We start from the raw sequence: 17,876 nt of genomic DNA on the forward strand, positions 1-17,876 counted from the left end.
CCGATTAACAGACGGACACGAACCGTTCGCCTATCGTGCCATACTGATGGCTTTCATCCGAGGGCCATGCTTTTAAAGGATATGACTATGCGCCTGGACATCTACCGCAGAGCCGAGCACGACGGCAAGTTCTCCTACCTGGCCGTCCCCGAGACCCGCAACATCCCCGAGGAAGCCACGAATACCGACTGGGAAGTCGAAGCGCGGGCCTTCGAAGTCGACGACGGCGCCGGCGATCTGCCGGATTACGATATCCAGAACCTGACCGGCCAACTGGCCGAAAAAGGGTACGCCGTCACGTCGTCGATGCACTGACCGTCGCGCCGTCGCGACAAGACGACGGACATCCGCGGCCGTACGCCGTCCGTCCCGACCAGCGGGGGCGGGCGGCGTACGGCCGCGTATCGCATATGGTATCCTTGCGCCTCGTTTTGTCGGAGGCGTCATGAAGTGGTTCGTTGTCGGTTTTCTCGTGCTGTCGGTCCTGCACATCCATTTCCGGGGCAAGGTGCGGCTGCCGTTCGGCCGCCAGCTGTTCGACCATTCGTCGTTCATGGCGCCGATCAATATCTTCATGCACCTGTTCTCCAAGGTGCCGAGCACGCCGTACATCCCCGTGCGCGAATTTCCCGAGTTGTCGGTATTGCAGGAAAACTGGCCGACGATCCGCGAGGAAGGGCTGCGCCTCATCGAACTCAAGAAGATCAAGGCATCCGAGCAGAACAATGACGCCGGCTTCAATTCCTTCTTCAAGACGGGCTGGAAGCGCTTCTATCTGAAGTGGTACGACGCCAGCCACCCGTCGGCCGAACGCCTGTGCCCGCAGACGCACGCGCTGCTGCAAAGCATCCCGTCCGTGAAGGCCGCGATGTTCGCCGAGCTGCCGCCGGGCGCCAAGCTGAACCCGCACCGCGACCCGTTCGCCGGCTCGATGCGCTACCACCTGGGCCTGGCGACGCCGAACGACGACCGCTGCTTCATCGAAGTCGACGGCCAGCGCTACAGCTGGCGCGACGGCCAGGGCGTCATCTTCGACGAGACGTATATCCACTGGGCGGAAAACACCAGCGACAGCGACCGCCTGATCCTGTTCTGCGATGTCGAGCGCCCGATGCGCTTCCGCTGGATGCAAGCGGTCAACCGCTGGCTGGGCCGCACGATGATGACGGCGGCCGCGTCGCCGAACGAAAGCGGCGACCAGACCGGGCTCGTCAGCAAGCTGTTCCGCATCTCCTACGTGATGGGCCAGTACCGCCGCCGCTACAAGGCGTGGAACAAGACCGCGTACAAGGCGACGAAGGTCGCGCTGATCGTGGGCCTGGCCGCGCTCGTCTACTACATCTGACCCGCCCACCCCGACAACCGAACCGCCCAGCGAAAAATTCGGGGTCAGAGCATATTTGCCGCAAAATTCGGGGTCAGAGCACTTTTTAAGGTAATTTCGCCCGAAGAACCTTTCGGCGCCAGCAGCTGTGAATTCTCACACGCGCTTGTTCGCAGCTTGCCGCAGTGCAGTCGAGTGGCCCATTGCTGTCCGTCTGGACATTGACCCGAAATGTGCTCTGACCCCGAATTTGTGCTCTGACCCCGAATTTGGGACGTCAGGCGCGCGGGCGCTGGCGGTGGAATACCAGGGGGCTGTACGGGATGGCGGACGGCGGCGGCGAATGCAGGATGCCTGGTTTCATCGCGCCGATCACGTGCATCTCGCACGGCTTGCAGTCGAATTTCAGCGTGTAGCGTTCGTCGCCGGACACGAGCGTCATCGGCTCGGCGCGGACCTGGCCCTGCACGCCCTGCACACCCTTGGCTTGCTTGGGGCACAGGTTGAACGAGAAGCGCAGGCAGTGCTTGGTGATCATCAGCGACACCTCGCCCGGCTCCTCGTGCGCCTCGTACGCGGCGGCGATCAGCTGCACGCCGTGCTTGTGATAGAACGCCCGCGCCTTGTCGTTGTACACGTTGGCGAGATAGCTGAGCTGCGTTTCCGGATAGGCGGCCGGCGGCTCCGCCGGTTGCGCGCGCTCCGGACGCCGCCACGCGGCCAGCCGGGCCGCTTCCTGGGCGGCGATGGCGTCGCGGCGCAGGCCGTTGATGGCGCTGGACGGCACGAACCACGGCTGCGACAGCGCGACGTCGATATCGCCCGCCGCGAACATCGTGTTCCCCAGCTTGCCCACGCTCGCGCGCAGGCCGGCCAGCGCCTGCTCGGCCTGCTGCGCCGGCTGCAGGGCCAGCGCCGCATGGGTCGTCGTCGTGATGCCGTCTTCGTCCGTGACGGTGAGGCGCAGGCCGCCGTCGACGTCTTCCAGCCGCAGGTCCACGCGCACCTTGCGCTCGGACGATTTCTTGGTGAGCGCCGCTTCCCACTGATGGTCGCGGTTGCGGTGGACGACGGTGCCGACCTTCAGCCCGGCCAGCGCCGCGATCGCCTCGTTCGGGAACACGCGCCAGCGCTGGCCTTCCGCATCCTCGCCGAGCTTTTGCACGGTGTTGGCCTGGATGCCGACCGTGTCGCGCTTGTGCATGTAGTTCAGGCCATCGCCGTTGGCCATGGCCATGGCCGTGTTCGTGACGAGGTCGAAATTGTCGCCGCCGATGCGCGTCACCGTGCCCAGCTCCACGCCCACGTACTTGGGCGAATCGAAGGCGCCGATGGTCTGCTGGCGGCCCTGGGCGAAATAATCCGTGTGCCCGCGATGGAAATTCTTGTCGACGTCGGGCGTGAACAGGATCTCCGTGCGGCCGCTCGACGCGCGCGCCAGTTCGGGGCGGCGCTCCAGGATCTCGTCCAGCAGCAGGCGGTAATGGGCCGTGATGTTCTTCACATACCCCATGTCCTTGTAGCGGCCTTCGATCTTGAAGGAGCGGATGCCGGCGTCGACGAGCGCTTCCAGGTTGCGGCTCTGGTCGTTGTCCTTCATCGACAGCAGGTGTTTTTCGTACGCGACGACGCGGCCCTCGCCGTCCGACAGCGTGTACGGCAGGCGGCACGCCTGCGAGCAGTCGCCGCGGTTGGCGCTGCGGCCCGTGTCCGCGTGCGAGATAAAGCACTGGCCGGAGAACGCGACGCACAGCGCGCCGTGGATGAAGTACTCGAGCGGGGTGTCGACCTGGGCGCGGATTGCCTTGATCTGTTCGATGGTCAGCTCGCGCGCCAGCACCAGCTGCGAAAAGCCGACCTGCGACAGGAATTTTGCCTTCTCGACCGTGCGGATGTCGCACTGCGTGCTCGCATGCAGCTGGATCGGCGGCAGGTCCATCTCGAGCATGGCCATGTCCTGCACGATCAGCGCGTCGACGCCGGCGTCGTACAGCTGGCGGATCTGCTTCTCGGCCGTTTCCAGCTCGGCGTCGTGCAGGATCGTGTTCATCGTCACGAAAATGCGGGCGCGGTAGCGGTGCGCGAATTCGACGAGGGCCGCGATGTCTTCCAGCGTATTGCTCGCGTTGTGGCGCGCGCCGAACGCGGGGCCGCCGATGTAGACCGCGTCGGCGCCGTGCAGGATGGCTTCGCGGCCGATCTCGGCGGTTTTGGCGGGAGACAGCAGTTCGAGCTGGTGGGCAAGCAGTGACATGGGCGATTCCTGGCTATCGAAGGCGGAAATTATAGCCAGATCAAGGGCTTATGTCACCGTCCAACGTCACCGCTCGGTCAACGCCTCCCCGTGCAATGCCGCCTCGACGGCGTCCCGCAGCGCGTCCGGCGCCACCGGCTTGGACAGGACCGGGATGTCGTCCGGCAGCCCCATGGCCCGGATCGTCGCCGGATCGAGGCCGCTGATCACGACGATGGCCATGTCGCGGTAACCCACGCTCGCGCGCAAGGTGCGGATCATGCGCAGGCCGTCCACGCCCGGCATGCTGAGGTCGCCCACGAGCAGGTGCGGCCGGGTTTCGCCGATGCGGATCAGCGCATCGAAGCCGTTGCCGGCCCGGACGACGTCCACCGGCAAGTCCCAGCCGGCCATCGCGGATTCGTACAGCGCGAGCATTGCCGCGTCGTCGTCCACGAGCAACACCTTGTAGCGGGCGGGCGCGGAGCGGTTGGCCATCGCCTGCCGGCGCCGCTCGACGTGGCGGGTGATCGAGGCGATGGCGATGCGGCGGTGCCCGCCGGCCGTCTTCCACGCTTCGAGCGTGCCGCTCTCCACCCACAGTTGCACCGTGCGGTGCGACACGCCGAGCAGGGCCGCCGCCTGCCGGGTGGAACAATAGGCGGCGGCGTCGAAGTCCTGCGCGGGCGAGGGCTGGCTGAATGGCAATGTCATGGCTGTCGTGTCACGTTGTGTCGATTCCATTGATGCATTCAGGAATCTATCAAATAATCACAACGTGTGACAGCAATATTTGCGAAACGTTACCCGTCAATGCAACGGCCGGCCCGGCCCACCCGTGCGTTCGATGCGGATCGCGATCGATTTCGCGGCCGGCACCTTGCTCTCTTTCGCGTAATGCCACAGCGGGATCAGCGGGTTGCATTCCGGGTAATAACCCGCGACACAACCCTCCGGCACGCCGTATTCCATCACGTGCAAGCCCTCGACCTTGCGCTCGATGCCGTCGTCCACGGCCGTGCTGGCCGTCACGACGTCGCCGTCCGCGAGGCCCAGGCGCGCCATGTCGGCGCCGGCCATCAGCAACACCATGCGGTCGCGCGTGCCGCGGAATCGGTCTTCCAGGCTGTAGATCGTCGTGTTGAACTGGCCGTCGCTGCGCACCGTGAACAGGCGCAGGGCGTCGGCGGGAATCGGCATGTCGGGATCGGTCGACAGCGTCTCCGGCACCGTGAAATTGGCCTTGCCGGTCGGCGTGTTCCACTTGCGGTCGGCCGCGGCGAGCGGCTTGCGGAAGCCGCCCGGTGTCCACATGCGCTCGTTGAACTCGTGGAAGATCTTCGGATACGTCGCGGCGATGGCGTCGCGCACCCTGGCGTAGTCCGCCACCCAGCCGTCCCAGTCGACTTTCGGATTCGGATCCAGCGCCGCCTTGGCGATGCCGGCCACGATGGCCGGTTCCGACAGCAAGGTGTCCGCCGCCGGTTCCGCGCGGCCGCGCGAGCCGTGCATGCAGCCCGTCGAATCCTCCATCGACACGGCCTGTTCGCCGCTCGCCTGGCGGTCGACCTCGATGCGGCCCAGGCACGGCAGGATGTAGGCCGTCCGGCCATGCACGAGGTGGCTGCGGTTCAGCTTGGTCGATATCAGCACGGTGAGGGGCACGCGGCGCCAGGCGGCGTCCATCACGCCGTGTTCCGGCACGGCGCGCACGAGGTTGCCGCCGAGGCTGATCAAGGCTTGCACCTTGCCGTCGCGGATGGCTTCGCAGGCCTCGACCGTGTTCATGCCCTTGTCGCGGGGCGGTTCGAAGCCGTACAGCTCCTTCAGCTTGTCGAGCGGCGCCAGCTCCGGCTTTTCCGTGATGCCGACGGTGCGCTGGCCCTGCACGTTGGAGTGGCCGCGCACCGGGCAGATGCCGGCGCCGGGCTTGCCCATATTCCCCCGCAGCAGCAGCAGATTGACGAGCATCTGCACGTTCTGCACCCCGTTGCGGTGCTGGGTGAGGCCCATGCCGTACACGCCGATCACGGTCTTCGCGTGGATGTAGGTGCCGGCCGCCTGCTCGATCTGCGCGCGCTTGATGCCCGACTCGCGCTCGATCTCGTCCCAGCCGCAGTCGCGGACGGCGGCCGCGAATTCGTCGAAGCCGTGGCAGTGCTCGGCGATGAACGCGGCATCGATCGCGCGCGGGCCGCCTTCGGCCTGGGCGCGCTCGTCCGCTTCCAGCACGGCCTTGCACAGGCCCATCAGCGCGGCCGTGTCGCCGCCGGCCTTCACCTGGTGGTACTGGGTGCTGATCACGGTCTCGTGGCCGGTCAACATCTCCGTCGGCGATTGCGGGTTGACGAAGCTGACGAGGCCCCGTTCGCGCAGCGGATTGAACGTGACGATGGGCACGCCGCGCTTGCGCGCATCCTGCAGCTGGTGCAGCATGCGCGGGCTGTTCACGCCCACGTTCTGGCCGAAGAAGAAGATGCAGTCGGTCCGGGCGAAATCGTCCAGCACGACGGTCCCGATCGACACGCCGATCGACTTGGGCAGCGCCACCGAGGTGCTTTCGTGGCACATGTTCGAGCTGTCGGGCAGGTTGTTGTTGCCGTACATGCGCGCCAGCAGCTGGTACATGTACGACGTTTCCAGCGAGGCGCGGCCCGAGCTGTAGAACACGACCTGTTTCGGATCCATCTTGCGCAGTTCGGCGCCGATCTCGGAGAAGGCGCGCTCCCAAGTGATTTCCACATAGCGGTCGAGGGCGCCGTCGTAGCGCATCGGAACGGTCAGCCGGCCCGCTTGTTCCAGCTCGTGATCGTGCCAGCTTTCCAGCTCGCGCAGCGTGTGGCGCTGGAAGAAGTCGGCGCCGATCGTCTTGCTCGTCACTTCCCAGGCCGTCGCCTTGGCGCCGCTTTCGCAGAACTCGGCCGGGTGCGGATGCGCCGGCTTGGCCCAGGAGCAGCTGACGCACATGAAGCCGTCGGACTTGTTCTGGTGGACCAGCAACTGGGCGCCTTCGACCGGGACGCGCTCCTTGAGCAGGATCGTGCCGACTTCCTTCAGCGATCCCCAGCCGCCGGCCGGCATCCTGGGTTCGTTGGGTTCGTTGGGTTCCTTGCCGCCTTGCTTGCTCATATCAAGACTCCGTCGTCGGGGACACATATTGCCCCAATAGCAGTGAGCTTGAGCGCAACATGAGGCCGCGTCTGTTCGACAGCGCACACGCGGTGCCGGCACCTGCCGGCCGGTCTGCTATGATCGGCCTCCCGTCCCGCAGGCCAGACCCGATGCATTCGTCCGACCATCCCGAAGACCCCGCCATGCCGCCGCCGGCACGCAGCCGCCGCGTGCTGCGCATGCGCGCGGGCGCGCTCGCCGAGGCGGACGACATGCTGATCGAAGAAGTGCCGGTCGCGCTCGTCTACAACGGCATCTCGCACGCCGTCATGATGGCGACCCCCGCCGACCTGGAAGAATTCGCCCTTGGATTTTCGCTGTCCGAGGGCATCATCGCGGGCCCCGGCCAATGCTACGGCATCGAGGTCGAGCGGACCGCCGGCGGCATCGCCGTGCAGCTCGACATCGCCGGCAGCGCCTTCATGGCGCTCAAGGAACGGCGCCGCAGCCTGACCGGACGCACGGGGTGCGGGCTGTGCGGCGTCGACAGCCTGGACCAGGTCTGCCGCCCCGTGCCGGCGCTGCCGCCGGCGCGAGGCCTGAATGCGGCCGGCGTGCGCAATGCCCTGGCGGCGCTCGGCGACCGGCAGGCGCTCGCCCGCCTCACGGGGGCCGCCCACGCCGCCGCCTGGTGCGCCATGGACGGGACGCTCGCCATCGTGCGCGAAGACGTCGGCCGCCACAACGCGCTGGACAAGGTGATCGGCGCGATGGCGCGCGGCCGGGTGCGGCCCGGCGACGGCTTCGTCCTGATCACGAGCCGCGTGAGTTTCGAGATGGCGCAGAAGACGGCCGAGATCGGCGTGCCGGCGCTGGTCGGGATGTCGGCGCCGACGCTGGCCGCCGTCGATCTGGCCGACCGGGCCGGCATGACCTTGCTCGCGTTCGCGCGCGGGCAGGATTTCGTCTGCTACGCGCACGGGGACCGGCTGCAGGGTCAGGAGCGGATGTAGGCGTAGCCTTCCGTTTGACGGCGGATGAGGTGGGCGACCCCGGACGGCACATAGCCGACCGTCGGCGCCATCTGGTCGTGCGTGAGCTTGAAGCCGCGCATGGAATTTTCGCAGGCGAGGGCGCGGATGCCGGCCTGGCCGTCTTCCGCCAGCCGGGCCGCCACGTCGGAGCCGGCCTTGAGCATGGCGATGCCCGGTCCGAAGGCGACGATCTCGATGACGACGTTGCCGGCCCCGAGTTCGGCCTGGGCATTGCGCGCGTTGTTCAGCGTGAGGTTCCATTTGGCCGGGTCGGCGTCGCTGACCTGGAACACGGCCTTGTAGCCGGCGGCGGCCGGCGCCGCGCCCGCGCTGCCCGCGGCGGCCAGCGCCAGCGAGCCGGCGAGGAGTTGGCGGCGGTGCCGGCGATCGGAGGATAGCGTCATGGTGTCTCCCAGCAAATAATCGGGGAACCATGGTGGCCGCCGGCCGCCGCCATGTCAAGCGTGGGCGGCGTCAGCCCGACACGAGCGCCAGCAGCGCCGCCCGGTCGCCCGCCTGCTGGCGCTGGGCCGTGACGCGGTCCCACAGCAGGAACATGCCGTAGGCCCATTGCGTCACCAATTCCGCTTCCTCCGCCGGCCGCGCGGCCGCGCCGCCCAGCAGGCGTTCGATTTCGGCGCGGGCGAGCGCCGTCACCTGCTCGTAGTTCCAGGCGCCTTTCGGCAGCATCTTCTGGCGCGCACGGTAGCGGCGGGCCCGCTCCGCATCGCTGAGTTTGTCGTCCTTGGGCGGCCGGCCCCGCTTTTTCGCGGTGGCCGCCTGGAGCGGCAATTCGATCGTGCTCAGGTCTTCCGGTTGCTTCATGGTGCGGTCGAGAGTGGTCGTCACCACATTATTCGTGACGCATTTCAATAAAGCAAGATCGACGTGGCGCCGCCTCAGCCGGGAACCCGCGGTGCCGCGGCCTGCCTAAGGGTGCGGGAGGGATCAATGCGCGGCCGTCAAGGAGATCTTATGGCAACCAATCACATCGCAATCGCCTGCCAGGGCGGCGGCAGTCACGCCGCCTACACGGGCGGCGTCCTTCCCATCCTGCTGGGAGAATTCGACAACCTGCCGCCGGCCCGCGCCGAGGACGAGGCGGCGACCGACCGCTCGGCGCTGGTCGCCATCAGCGGCACGTCGGGCGGCGCCATCAGCGCGCTGCTCGCCTGGTACGGTTTCATCACGGGCGGCGCGCCCGACGCCGCGCACCGGCTGGACACGTTCTGGCGGGGCAATTCCGCGCTCGGCGTCGTGGAGGCGGTCACCAACCGCCTCGGCCGCGCCGCCGCCGACCTCGCCTCGATGGGCGGCTGGGACATCAAGGCCAGCCCGTACGTGCTGCCGCTGTCCGGCATGGTGTGGTGGAACACGAACGTCTGGCCCATGCTGGCCCGCATGTTCGGAGCGGACAATCCCTGGATGCGGCCTGACTTTTATTCGCTGCAGGCCCTGCTGGAACCCGGCGTGGATTGGCCCCTCGTCGCCCAGCTGGGCGAGTTCGCCAGCATTCCCGTCGAAGTCGAGCGCTGGCTGCGCGGCGACCTGGAAGCGGCGATGTTCCCGGCCGGCGCGCCCTGCCAGGAACGTTACCGCGCGGAGCGGGCCGCGGTCGAAGGCCGGATCACCGCCAGGCTGGCCGCCGCCGACCGTCTGCGCGCGCGCATGGCGCAGCTCGGCATCGGCGAGGATACGCTGCTGCACGCGGCCATCGCCGGCTGGCGCCCGCCCGCCGTGCGCTTCGAGGCCGACGCCTTGAGCGGGCTGGCCGACAGCGTGCGGCACGCCTTGCGGCCGATCCCGCGCCTGCTGCTGGGCGCCGTCGAACTGCACGAAGGCGAGTTCGTCGCGTTCAGCTCCGAGCGGGCGCCGGGCGACGGCGGCATCTCGATCGACTCGGTGCTGGCTTCCGCCTCGGCGCCGTGGCTGTTCCGGGCCCACGAGGTCGGCGGCACCGACGACCTGACGCTCGAACCCCGTCCGTTGACGTTCTGGGACGGCCTGTTCTCGCAGAATCCGCCGATCCGCAACTTCCTCTCCGGCGTGGTGGACGATGCGCGCAAGCCGGACGAGATCTGGGTCGTGCAGATCAATCCGATCCAGGCCAAGGCCGAGGCGGGCGCGCCGCACGGCCGCCGCGGCATCGCGTTCTCCGGCAGCGACATCTGGGACCTGCGCAATTCGCTGGCCGGCAATCTGTCGATGAACCAGGAACTGGGCTTCGTGGACGCGATCAACCGGCGCATGGAGACGGGACGCGGCGGCGACGAGGCGCCCGCCAGCACCGCCGCGCAGCGGCGCGACAAGCTCGTGCAGGTCGACCGCATCGTCATGGACGGCAGCGCCGTCGCGGCGGCGACCGGCATGCCGCTGGGCGCGAATTCCAAGCTGGACCGCGATCCCGGCCTGCGCGCCGCCCTGTGGGAACACGGCACGGTGCAGGCCCACCGCTATCTGGCCCTGCGGCGCCATGTGGAAAAACTGTTCTCCGGCCTGGACGGCACGCTCGCGGGCGCCTGCGCGTGCGCGGCCGGCTTGCCGCCCGCCGGCGCGGCCAGCGGACCGGCCGCGGCGATCCGGCCGGATGGCGCGGCGCGCTTCGGCGAGCTCATCGTGGAAGGCGCCACCGTGCACGGCATCGCGCCGGACGTTCCGGAGACCCCGCAGGCGCTCGTGCAGTGGCGCTCGGCGCATACGCAGATCAACGGCCGGCCCGTGCGCATCGAAGGCCGGACGGAACTGGCCGCCGGCGACGGCACCCCGGCCGACTGGCGCCTGAAAGACGTGCGGATCACGGCCGTCGTGCCGACCGTGCCGGCGCAGCCCGTATTGACCCCGGCCCGGGCGCGCGCGCGGCGCCAGGCCGGACAGCCCGTGGCGGCGCGGCCTTCGCAGGAGGTCCGGCACTGATTGTTTCCCACTAGGCAACTTGCCACGATGCGGCTAGAATGAGTAGATTGTGTGTTTGTCATCTTGCTGAGGAGTCCGGAATCGTGGTAATGCTATTTAATAGGACGGCGGCGGCCGTCGCCGCCGTCTGCGCACTGGCCGCCGGCGCATGCCTGGCGCAGGACCCGGGGCCCCAGAGCGTCGTCGTCACGGGGCAGCGCGGCACGTCGCCCTGGATACGGGCCGAGAGCGCCCATGTGGTCGTCCTGTCGGATGCGCCGCGCGCGGACGTCGGCCTGCTCGTCGACCACCTGGAGCGCCTCGACGGCCTGCTGCGCGCCTACACGGACGACTATCGGGCGGCGGGCGCGGGCCCCGAACCCAAGCTGAACCTGGTATACCTGAACGACGTTCGCGACCTGGACCGGATCGATGCGGACAAGCCGGCGGAAGGCATCGCGCTGTTCCGCGATTGCGCGGACGGCGCGCAGGGCTTCCTCGTGCGCACGGAGCCGCTGACCGCCATTGCGGACGACCGGCTGGTCAAGGCCCCGCTGGACGAAGGCTTGTCGTACGTGTCGGAAGCCTATGCCCGCCACTTCCTGTACCGTCACACGAACGTGCGCAGCCCGTCGGCGTGGATCGAAGGCTTCGCGAATTATTTCGCCAGCGCGCGCTTCGGCGACAAGCAGATGGTGATCGGGCGCACGCCGCCGGGCGTGGGCCGCTACTTCGCCTTCCTCGACCAGGGGCATCGCTACAACCTCGATTACAACGACGTCCTGGGGCCGCATCCGCTGGACCATTTGTCCGGCGCGCGCGCCGTGGCGGGCAATGTGGAATTCGAAGCACGGTCGTGGATCCTGACGCACTACATCCTGGGCGCGAGCGAGCGGCGCAAGAAGCTCTTGCCGTTCCTGAACGCGATCTACAAAGGCGGCGACCCGGCCGCCGCGTTGCACGACGTGTTCGGCCTGGACGCTGACGACGCATCGACGGCCCTGTGGCGCTACCGGCTGCGCGCGGCCGAGGTCTTGCGCGTCGAAGAGGCGCCGGGCAAGCGGCCGAAGATCGCCTTCACGACGATGTCGGCGACGTCCGGCGGCTTCCTGCTGGCCGACGCCGCGCTCAAGGCCTGCCCCACGCGGGCGCAGGGCGAAGGGCTGTTGCGCACGCTGACGGCCGACGCCGGCGCCGTGCCGAACGTCGACGCCGGACAACTGGCCCTGAGCCGCGCCCGCGTCGACTGGGGCGATCCGGCCGCCGCGCTGCCGTGGCTGCAACGGGCGGCGCGCCACGCGGACGCCGGCGCCGACGTGCTGGTGCTGCACGCGCGGGCGAACCTGAAGCTGGCGGCCAAGCTTGACGCCGGCGCGCGCGGCGCCTACCTCGACGCCGCCCGTGCCAGCCTCGCGCGGGCGCGCGAGCGCGAACCGGGCTCCGGCGCCGTCGCGCTGGCGCAGCTGGACCTGGCGCTGCTGGCCGACGGCAAGCCGAGCCGCGCCGTGCTGGACGACGTGCTCGCCGCCTGGCGCGCGACCCGCGACTCGGCGCCGCTGGCCCGCGCTGCGGTGCTGGCGCACTGCTACCTCGTCGACGCGCAAGGCGCCGAACACATCCTGCGCATGCTGTCGAACGATACGCGCGACGCCGCCACGGCCGCGTGGGCGGTGCAGTTCCAGAAGCGCCTCGATCGCGGCCTGACGCTCGCCGACATCACGGGGGAGATGCGCCTGGCGTCGTCCAGCGTCGGGTTCAGCGAGTGGACGCTCGACCAGATCAGCATGATGCGCGAGGTGGAATACAATGCCGGCCTGGAAGACGCTCAGGGCATTCTCAGCCAGCAGACGCAGAATCCGGACCCGTCCAAGGCGTTGTTGAGTCCGCCTGTGCGCAAGTGAGTCAGTAATATCGGGAACTTTATCGGGTCGTCGCGGGAATACTGGGCTGGAGCGGAAACCGGCCCGTGCCCGCCGCCCGGCGTCGAACCTGTCTTGACATCCGCTCAAGGCGATGAGTGTTTGGCGCCGGCGTCATCCGGGCGCCGGCCGCCGCGTTAAGTTCGAGCCCCGGCATTGACGACAACCCGATTTTACCGATGATTCCTACCATGTACGCCGCCCGCGACGCGCGGGCGCTGAAGGTCCTGCCCGCACTGTTCCTCAGTTGTTTCGCCGCGCAGCCGCTGTTCGCGCAGACGGCCGTGCCGGATCCCGTTCGCGCCAAGGCGCCCGTCAAGTCCACCACTTCCACCGCCGACGACGGCGTCGCGACGGTGGAAGTGGTGGCGACCCGTCCCACCAACAAGGTCGACCGCGACGTCTACGACCTCAAGAACGACATCAGCGTCAGCAACGCGTCCGCCGCCGATATCCTGAACAACGTCCCGTCCGTCACTGTCGACCAGGACGGCAACGTGGCGCTGCGCGGCAACCAGAACGTGCAGATCATGGTCAACGGCAAGCGCGACGCCCAGTTCCAGGGCCAAAACCGGGGCGACGCGCTGAACGCGTTCCCGGCCGAATCCATCGAATCCATCGAAGTCATCAACGTGCCGGGCGCCGAGTTCGGCAACGAGGGCGGCAACGGGCCGATCATCAACCTGGTCCTCAAGCGCAACCGCAAGGCGGGCTCGCGCGCGACCCTGAGCGCCAACAAGGGCACGGAGGGCCGCGGCAACGCGTTCCTGAACGGCGAGCACGCGGAAGGGCCGTATTCCATCAGCGGCAACCTCGGCGTGGCCGAGCGGGTCCGCCACGTCCACACCGAATCGCAGCGCCAGGATCTCGACCCGGCCACGGGCGGCGTCAAGGACGGCCAGGACTCGGTGGGCAACCGGGATATCCGGTCGAAGGTGCTGCACATGGCGTCGACGCTCACGTACAACGTCGGCGCACGCGACCAGGTGGGCGCGACGGCCAGCTATTCGAACATCCGCAACGAGTCGGACAGCACGGGCACGACGCAGCGCTTCGCCGCCGACTCGTCGCCGCTGGCCGACTACACCAGCCGCGCGCGCAGCCGCTCTCCGGCCCAGAACTTCGGCGTCGGCGCGTCGTACGACCACAAGAGCGGCGCGCCGGGCGAAGACCTCAAGTTCGACCTGCGCTACACGGGGCGGAACGGCAGCGCCGATTCCGACGTCTTGTACGACTACCGGCTGCGCCCGGCGGCGTCCATCGCGAACAGCCGGCGCTCGTCCGACCCGCACAACCGCATCCTCGACCTGTCCGTCGACTACGAGCGCAACCTGTGGGACACCTGGCACCTCAAGACCGGCGGCAAGATCGCTGACAGCAAGAACAGCAACCCGACCGGCTACCTGGCCCAGGACCCCGCGACGGGCGATTACGTGCCGGTCGCGAGCCGCATCAGCGACTTCGAATCGAACGACCGCAACGCGGCCGTCTACGGCATCCTGAGCACCAAGGTGTCCACGAATCTCAGTCTCCAGGGTGGCCTGCGCGGCGAGTACACGGCCCTCGACGTGCACCAGCCGCTGCTGAACGAGGAAGACCAATACCACTACATGAACTGGCTGCCGAGCTTTTACGCCACGCGCGACATCGGCAAGGACGGCATGCTGCAGCTGCGCGCGGCCCGGCGCATCGCGCGTCCGAACGAGCGCGACCTGAATCCGAACCTCGTCTACCTGAACGACGTCAATGCACGCCAGGGCAATCCACACCTGCAGCCGGTGAACAACGACCTGGTCGAATTCGCGTACCGCGACCGCATCTTCGGCGTGGACAGCAGTGTCGTGCTGTTCAAGCGGCGCGAATCGCCCGTGATCGGCAATCGCAGCTATGCGCTGGCGTCCGATCCCAACGTCATCGTCACGTCGCCCATCAACTTCGGCGCGAACGATTCCGTCGGGGTCGACCTGAACTTCAACGTGCGGCAACTGTTCCTGCAAGGGCTGTCGGCCAACCTGGGCGCGACGCTCGCGAACGAGACGCGCCAACGCATCTCCAATTTCACGACCGACACGACCACGGTGCAGCAAAAGAACCACCGCGAAAACATCAAGCTGCGGCTCGCCTACCAGGTCGGCCAGGAAGCGCTGCAGCTGAACGTGAACCACAACGGCGCGTCGTTGAACGGCCAGGGCGTCAACAGCGCCGTCACGCTGACGAATTTCACGTGGCGGCACAACCTGAGCCGGCGCCTGTCGCTGAACCTGAACGTGTATAACGTGTTCCACACCGGGAATATGGAAAGCGACGTCGAGAACGAGGTGCTGCGCCTGCACACGCTGAACGTGAGCCAGCCGCGCATCGTCCAGATCGGGCTGCGCTACCAGTGGGGCGGCGTGACCGGCGACGACCGCATTCGCAATGGCGGCCACGGCATGTTCCGCGGCGGTCCGGGCGGACACGGCGGGTACGGCAATGGCGGATACGGCGGCGGCGGAGCAGGGGGCGGAGGCGGGAGCTTCTAGCTCACGGCGACGGACGCAGCGCGATACCGTGTTCGAACAGGCGCGGCAGCCAGGCCTGTTCGAAGATGCAGCGGAAGCCGAGGTTGGTCGGATGCATTTCGTTGGCCCAGTAGTCGCGGTACGTCCCGTCGCGCGGCAGGATGCCGCGGCTGTCGATATGGACGACGCCCGGCGTCGCGGCCGCCAGCGGCGCCAGCAGGCCGTCGTTCAGGCGGTCGATGAGGATGCGCGCGATGCCGGACCGCAGCGCCATGTCGGCCGGCACGCCGTGCTCGTCCATCGCCGGTGCCAGCCACGGGCCCGCGTGGATCAGGCCGAATTCGAACCCGCGGCCGTCCGGTATCGGATAGTCGTAGCCGTTCAGGAAGATCGGCGCCAGGCTGGCGCTGTCGCGCTTGGCGAAACGGATGCCCGCGATCAGCCGGGTCAGCGACTGGCGCAGCCGGAACAGCATCGCGTCCATGCTGCCCTCGTCGATCCAGCCGTCGGCATCCGTCCCGGCCGGACAGCGGTCGCGCAGCGCCATGCCGACGTCGACCGCGTCGTTGCCGGCCCCGCTGATGTAGAACGCCGCAAACCCTTCCACGAATCCGGGGCGCAGGAAGTGCTCGACGGTGTCGGCATACTTGCCTTCGCCGACATAATCTTTGAGGCGGGCGCCGTTATAGCCCACCAGCTGGAGATTGCGATAGTCGTCGGACAGGGCGCGATGATTGATCATCGTGCCCAGGATATTGTTGTTGACGTACCAGAACCAGGAATCGCCGATGGCGAGCGCGGACGGGTAACCGATGTCGGCATTGTCCCAGCGTTCCTCGGGCTTGTAGATGTGCGGCATGGCGGCCCCGCAGTTCCCATAATTGTTCACTGACCGGTATCATGCCACTGCATTGACGATCCGCAAACTCACAATGGAGCGAGGTATGGCAATCAAACGTATGGACAACGTCCTGATCGTGGTCGACGATCTGGAAGCCGTGAAGGCGTTCTTCATCGCGCTGGGCCTCACACTCGAGGGCGAGACGACGGTCGAGGGACCGATGGTCGGGCAACTGATCGGCCTCGAGAATGTCCGGTCCACGATCGCGATGTTGCGTACGCCCGACGGACAAGGCATCGAGCTGGACAAATTCCACACGCCGGACGCGGTCCGGTTCGGACCCGTCGACGCGCCCGTGAATACGCTGGGCCTGCGCCGCGTCATGTTCGCCGTCGACGGGATCGACGCGGTCGTCGCCCGCATGCGCGAGCACGGCGCCGAGGTCATCGGCGAAATGCAGTACGGAGAGTCGTACCGGCTTGCGTACATTCGCGGTCCCGAGGGGCTCATTGTCGGGCTGGCCGAAGCGGCCTCTTGACTCGATCCCTGGGCCTATCGTGCGAAGCCGCTGGGCCCGTCCCGCTAAGATGACGACGCATTCATAGGGTCATGGAGCAGCATGGACGAGACGAAGCAGGGCGATGACGGCATCGCGCCGGTGAGTGAACAGGGCTGCCGCCTGCCGGCCGAGAAGCTCAACAGCACGTGTTTTTGCAGCAGCCTCGACCAAGGGGCCCTGAGGCATGCCCTGGCGGACGAACTCGGCGGGGACACCCTGTACGCGCTCGTCGAGCAGCGCTGTCCCTACCTGTTTTCGGCGCGGCCCGTGTTCGTGTCGGAGAGCCAGGCCACGCGCATCGACGAGCTGGTGCGGGCGGTCGAATCGGTGGTGGCGATGCCGGCGTATCGGCAGCGCGTGCTGGCGCATGCCCCGGACATCGCGCGGCACGATCCCGGCGGTGCCCGCGGCGTCTTTTTCGGTTACGACTTCCACCCGCGCGGGGACCGGCTCGGACTCATCGAAATCAATACCAACGCGGGCGGCGCCATGCTCAACGCGGCCATGGCGCGCGCGCACCGGGTCTGCTGTACGGACGACAGGCTGCTCGAGCGGGCGGTCGTGTCCGGTGCGGTGTTCGAAGACGCCATCCTGGCGATGTTCCAGTCCGAGTGGACGCTCTCCGGGCGCGGGCGACCCCTGAAACGGATCGCGATCGTGGACCTGGCGCCCACCGAACAGTACCTCTATCCGGAATTCCTGCTGTTCCAGCGCCTGTTCGGCCGCGCCGGCATCGACGCCGTCATCGCCGATCCGGCGCAGCTCTCGTGCCGCGACGGGGGCTTGTGGATGGGGGATCTTCAGATCGATCTCGTCTACAACAGGTTGACCGACTTCATGCTCGAGACCCCGGCGTGCCAGGCCTTGCGGCAGGCCTACCTCGAGCATGCCGCCGTCGTGACGCCGCACCCGCAAGCGCACGCGCTGTACGCCAACAAGCGCAATCTCGTCATACTGAGCAATGCCGACCTGTTGGCGGAGCTGTCGGTGCCGCGCCACGTTGCCGACATCCTGCTTGCCAACATCCCGCGCACGGAAGTCGTCGGCGGCGCCAATGCCGAGCGCCTGTGGAGCGAACGGCGCGGACTGCTCTTCAAGCCGATGGCCGGCTATGGAAGCAGGGCGGCCTACCGCGGCGACAAACTGACCAAGCGGGTCTGGCAGGACATCCTCGCGGGCGATTACATCGCTCAGGCCATCGTCGCCCCGGGCGAGCGGGCGGCCGGCACCAGGGACGAGCCGGACAACCTCAAGTTCGACCTGCGCACCTATGTCTACGACGGCCGGGTCCAGTGGACCGCGGCGAGGCTCTACCAGGGACAGACGACCAATTTCCGCACGCCGGGCGGCGGCTTCGCCCCGGTCTATCCGCTGCGCGACGAGGATGCGCGCGTGGAGATCGACGTCATCGGCCGGCAGGCGGACACTGGCCGCGCATGCTGCGCCGGCCAGTGTGGCTGAG

The 17,876-nt window shown here is 67.8% G+C and carries 14 protein-coding genes; 8 read left to right on the forward strand and 6 right to left on the reverse strand.

What is annotated here, in order from left to right; genetic code table 11:
* The first annotated feature begins 87 nt into the window (after positions 1-87).
* Positions 88-315 carry a DUF6139 family protein gene (locus ISF28_RS02085; protein ID WP_198115460.1) on the forward strand — a complete coding sequence of 76 codons (228 nt, stop codon included), beginning with the start codon at positions 88-90 and terminating at the stop codon, positions 313-315.
* 130 nt (positions 316-445) lie between these two features.
* Positions 446-1,345 (forward strand): lipid A hydroxylase LpxO, encoded by a 900-nt coding sequence (lpxO, locus tag ISF28_RS02090; RefSeq protein ID WP_198115461.1) that lies wholly within the window; start codon positions 446-448, stop codon positions 1,343-1,345.
* A 256-nt stretch (positions 1,346-1,601) separates the two neighbouring features.
* Here lpxO and ISF28_RS02095 read toward each other — a convergent pair whose 3' ends face one another.
* From ISF28_RS02095 to ISF28_RS02105, 3 genes are all read right to left on the reverse strand, one after another.
* Positions 1,602-3,578, reverse strand: a complete 1,977-nt coding sequence (locus tag ISF28_RS02095; protein ID WP_198115462.1) for a peptidase U32 family protein — start codon at positions 3,576-3,578, stop codon at positions 1,602-1,604.
* 66 nt (positions 3,579-3,644) lie between these two features.
* Entirely contained in the window at positions 3,645-4,271 is a 627-nt protein-coding gene (locus ISF28_RS02100) for a response regulator (protein ID WP_198115463.1), read from the reverse strand.
* Positions 4,272-4,367: 96 nt separating this feature from the next.
* Positions 4,368-6,686: an FdhF/YdeP family oxidoreductase gene (locus ISF28_RS02105; protein ID WP_229518810.1), complete on the reverse strand. Its 2,319-nt coding sequence runs from the start codon at positions 6,684-6,686 to the stop codon at positions 4,368-4,370.
* A 152-nt stretch (positions 6,687-6,838) separates the two neighbouring features.
* On the opposite strand from ISF28_RS02105, the gene fdhD reads away from it, so the two are divergent.
* On the forward strand, positions 6,839-7,681 hold the full coding sequence (gene fdhD / locus ISF28_RS02110) for a formate dehydrogenase accessory sulfurtransferase FdhD (protein ID WP_198115464.1): 843 nt from the start codon (positions 6,839-6,841) through the stop codon (positions 7,679-7,681).
* Here fdhD and ISF28_RS02115 read toward each other — a convergent pair.
* Both ISF28_RS02115 and ISF28_RS02120 read right to left on the reverse strand, forming a co-directional pair.
* Positions 7,666-8,106, reverse strand: a complete 441-nt coding sequence (locus tag ISF28_RS02115) for a DsrE family protein (protein WP_198115465.1) — start codon at positions 8,104-8,106, stop codon at positions 7,666-7,668. The two genes, fdhD and ISF28_RS02115, sit on opposite strands and share 16 nt — an antisense overlap.
* A gap of 70 nt (positions 8,107-8,176) precedes the next feature.
* A complete protein-coding gene (locus ISF28_RS02120; protein ID WP_198115466.1) occupies positions 8,177-8,551 on the reverse strand; it encodes a hypothetical protein in 375 nt (124 codons plus the stop codon).
* A 126-nt stretch (positions 8,552-8,677) separates the two neighbouring features.
* Between ISF28_RS02120 and ISF28_RS02125 the strand changes: the two genes are divergently transcribed.
* The 3 genes from ISF28_RS02125 to ISF28_RS02135 all read left to right on the forward strand — a co-directional run bounded on the left by ISF28_RS02125 (position 8,678) and on the right by ISF28_RS02135 (position 15,035).
* Positions 8,678-10,615 (forward strand): patatin-like phospholipase family protein, encoded by a 1,938-nt coding sequence (locus tag ISF28_RS02125; protein ID WP_198115467.1) that lies wholly within the window; start codon positions 8,678-8,680, stop codon positions 10,613-10,615.
* A gap of 89 nt (positions 10,616-10,704) precedes the next feature.
* Positions 10,705-12,495: a hypothetical protein gene (locus ISF28_RS02130; protein ID WP_198115468.1), complete on the forward strand. Its 1,791-nt coding sequence runs from the start codon at positions 10,705-10,707 to the stop codon at positions 12,493-12,495.
* Positions 12,496-12,692: 197 nt separating this feature from the next.
* Positions 12,693-15,035 (forward strand): outer membrane beta-barrel protein, encoded by a 2,343-nt coding sequence (locus ISF28_RS02135; protein ID WP_198115469.1) that lies wholly within the window; start codon positions 12,693-12,695, stop codon positions 15,033-15,035.
* 1 nt (position 15,036) lies between these two features.
* On the opposite strand, the gene ISF28_RS02140 is transcribed toward ISF28_RS02135, so the two are convergent.
* Complete coding sequence (locus ISF28_RS02140) at positions 15,037-15,873, reverse strand: hypothetical protein (protein ID WP_198115470.1); 837 nt, start codon at positions 15,871-15,873, stop codon at positions 15,037-15,039.
* 85 nt (positions 15,874-15,958) lie between these two features.
* On the opposite strand from ISF28_RS02140, the gene ISF28_RS02145 reads away from it, so the two are divergent.
* The gene (locus ISF28_RS02145; protein ID WP_198115471.1) at positions 15,959-16,393 is read left to right on the forward strand and encodes a VOC family protein; all 435 of its coding nucleotides are present in this window, start codon (positions 15,959-15,961) and stop codon (positions 16,391-16,393) included.
* Positions 16,394-16,474: 81 nt separating this feature from the next.
* The gene (locus tag ISF28_RS02150; RefSeq protein ID WP_198115472.1) at positions 16,475-17,875 is read left to right on the forward strand and encodes a hypothetical protein; all 1,401 of its coding nucleotides are present in this window, start codon (positions 16,475-16,477) and stop codon (positions 17,873-17,875) included.
* The last annotated feature ends 1 nt before the right edge of the window (position 17,876 follow it).

It is taken from the genome of Massilia rhizosphaerae (genome assembly GCF_016093545.1).
In the GTDB taxonomy this organism is placed as follows: Bacteria; Pseudomonadota; Gammaproteobacteria; order Burkholderiales; family Burkholderiaceae_D; genus Telluria; species Telluria rhizosphaerae.

Excerpts from the sequence above, each read along its gene's own strand:
- ISF28_RS02125 (WP_198115467.1), top strand. The coding sequence starts at position 8,678 with ATGGCAACCAATCACATCGCAATCGCCTGCCAGGGCGGCGGCAGTCAC.
- lpxO (WP_198115461.1), top strand. The coding sequence starts at position 446 with ATGAAGTGGTTCGTTGTCGGTTTTCTCGTGCTGTCGGTCCTGCACATC.
- ISF28_RS02115 (WP_198115465.1), bottom strand. The coding sequence starts at position 8,106 with ATGACGCTATCCTCCGATCGCCGGCACCGCCGCCAACTCCTCGCCGGC.
- ISF28_RS02095 (WP_198115462.1), bottom strand. The coding sequence starts at position 3,578 with ATGTCACTGCTTGCCCACCAGCTCGAACTGCTGTCTCCCGCCAAAACC.
- ISF28_RS02085 (WP_198115460.1), top strand. The coding sequence starts at position 88 with ATGCGCCTGGACATCTACCGCAGAGCCGAGCACGACGGCAAGTTCTCC.
- ISF28_RS02100 (WP_198115463.1), bottom strand. The coding sequence starts at position 4,271 with ATGACATTGCCATTCAGCCAGCCCTCGCCCGCGCAGGACTTCGACGCC.
- ISF28_RS02135 (WP_198115469.1), top strand. The coding sequence starts at position 12,693 with ATGATTCCTACCATGTACGCCGCCCGCGACGCGCGGGCGCTGAAGGTC.
- ISF28_RS02150 (WP_198115472.1), top strand. The coding sequence starts at position 16,475 with ATGGACGAGACGAAGCAGGGCGATGACGGCATCGCGCCGGTGAGTGAA.
- ISF28_RS02145 (WP_198115471.1), top strand. The coding sequence starts at position 15,959 with ATGGCAATCAAACGTATGGACAACGTCCTGATCGTGGTCGACGATCTG.
- ISF28_RS02130 (WP_198115468.1), top strand. The coding sequence starts at position 10,705 with ATGCTATTTAATAGGACGGCGGCGGCCGTCGCCGCCGTCTGCGCACTG.
- ISF28_RS02140 (WP_198115470.1), bottom strand. The coding sequence starts at position 15,873 with ATGCCGCACATCTACAAGCCCGAGGAACGCTGGGACAATGCCGACATC.
- ISF28_RS02105 (WP_229518810.1), bottom strand. The coding sequence starts at position 6,686 with ATGAGCAAGCAAGGCGGCAAGGAACCCAACGAACCCAACGAACCCAGG.
- fdhD (WP_198115464.1), top strand. The coding sequence starts at position 6,839 with ATGCATTCGTCCGACCATCCCGAAGACCCCGCCATGCCGCCGCCGGCA.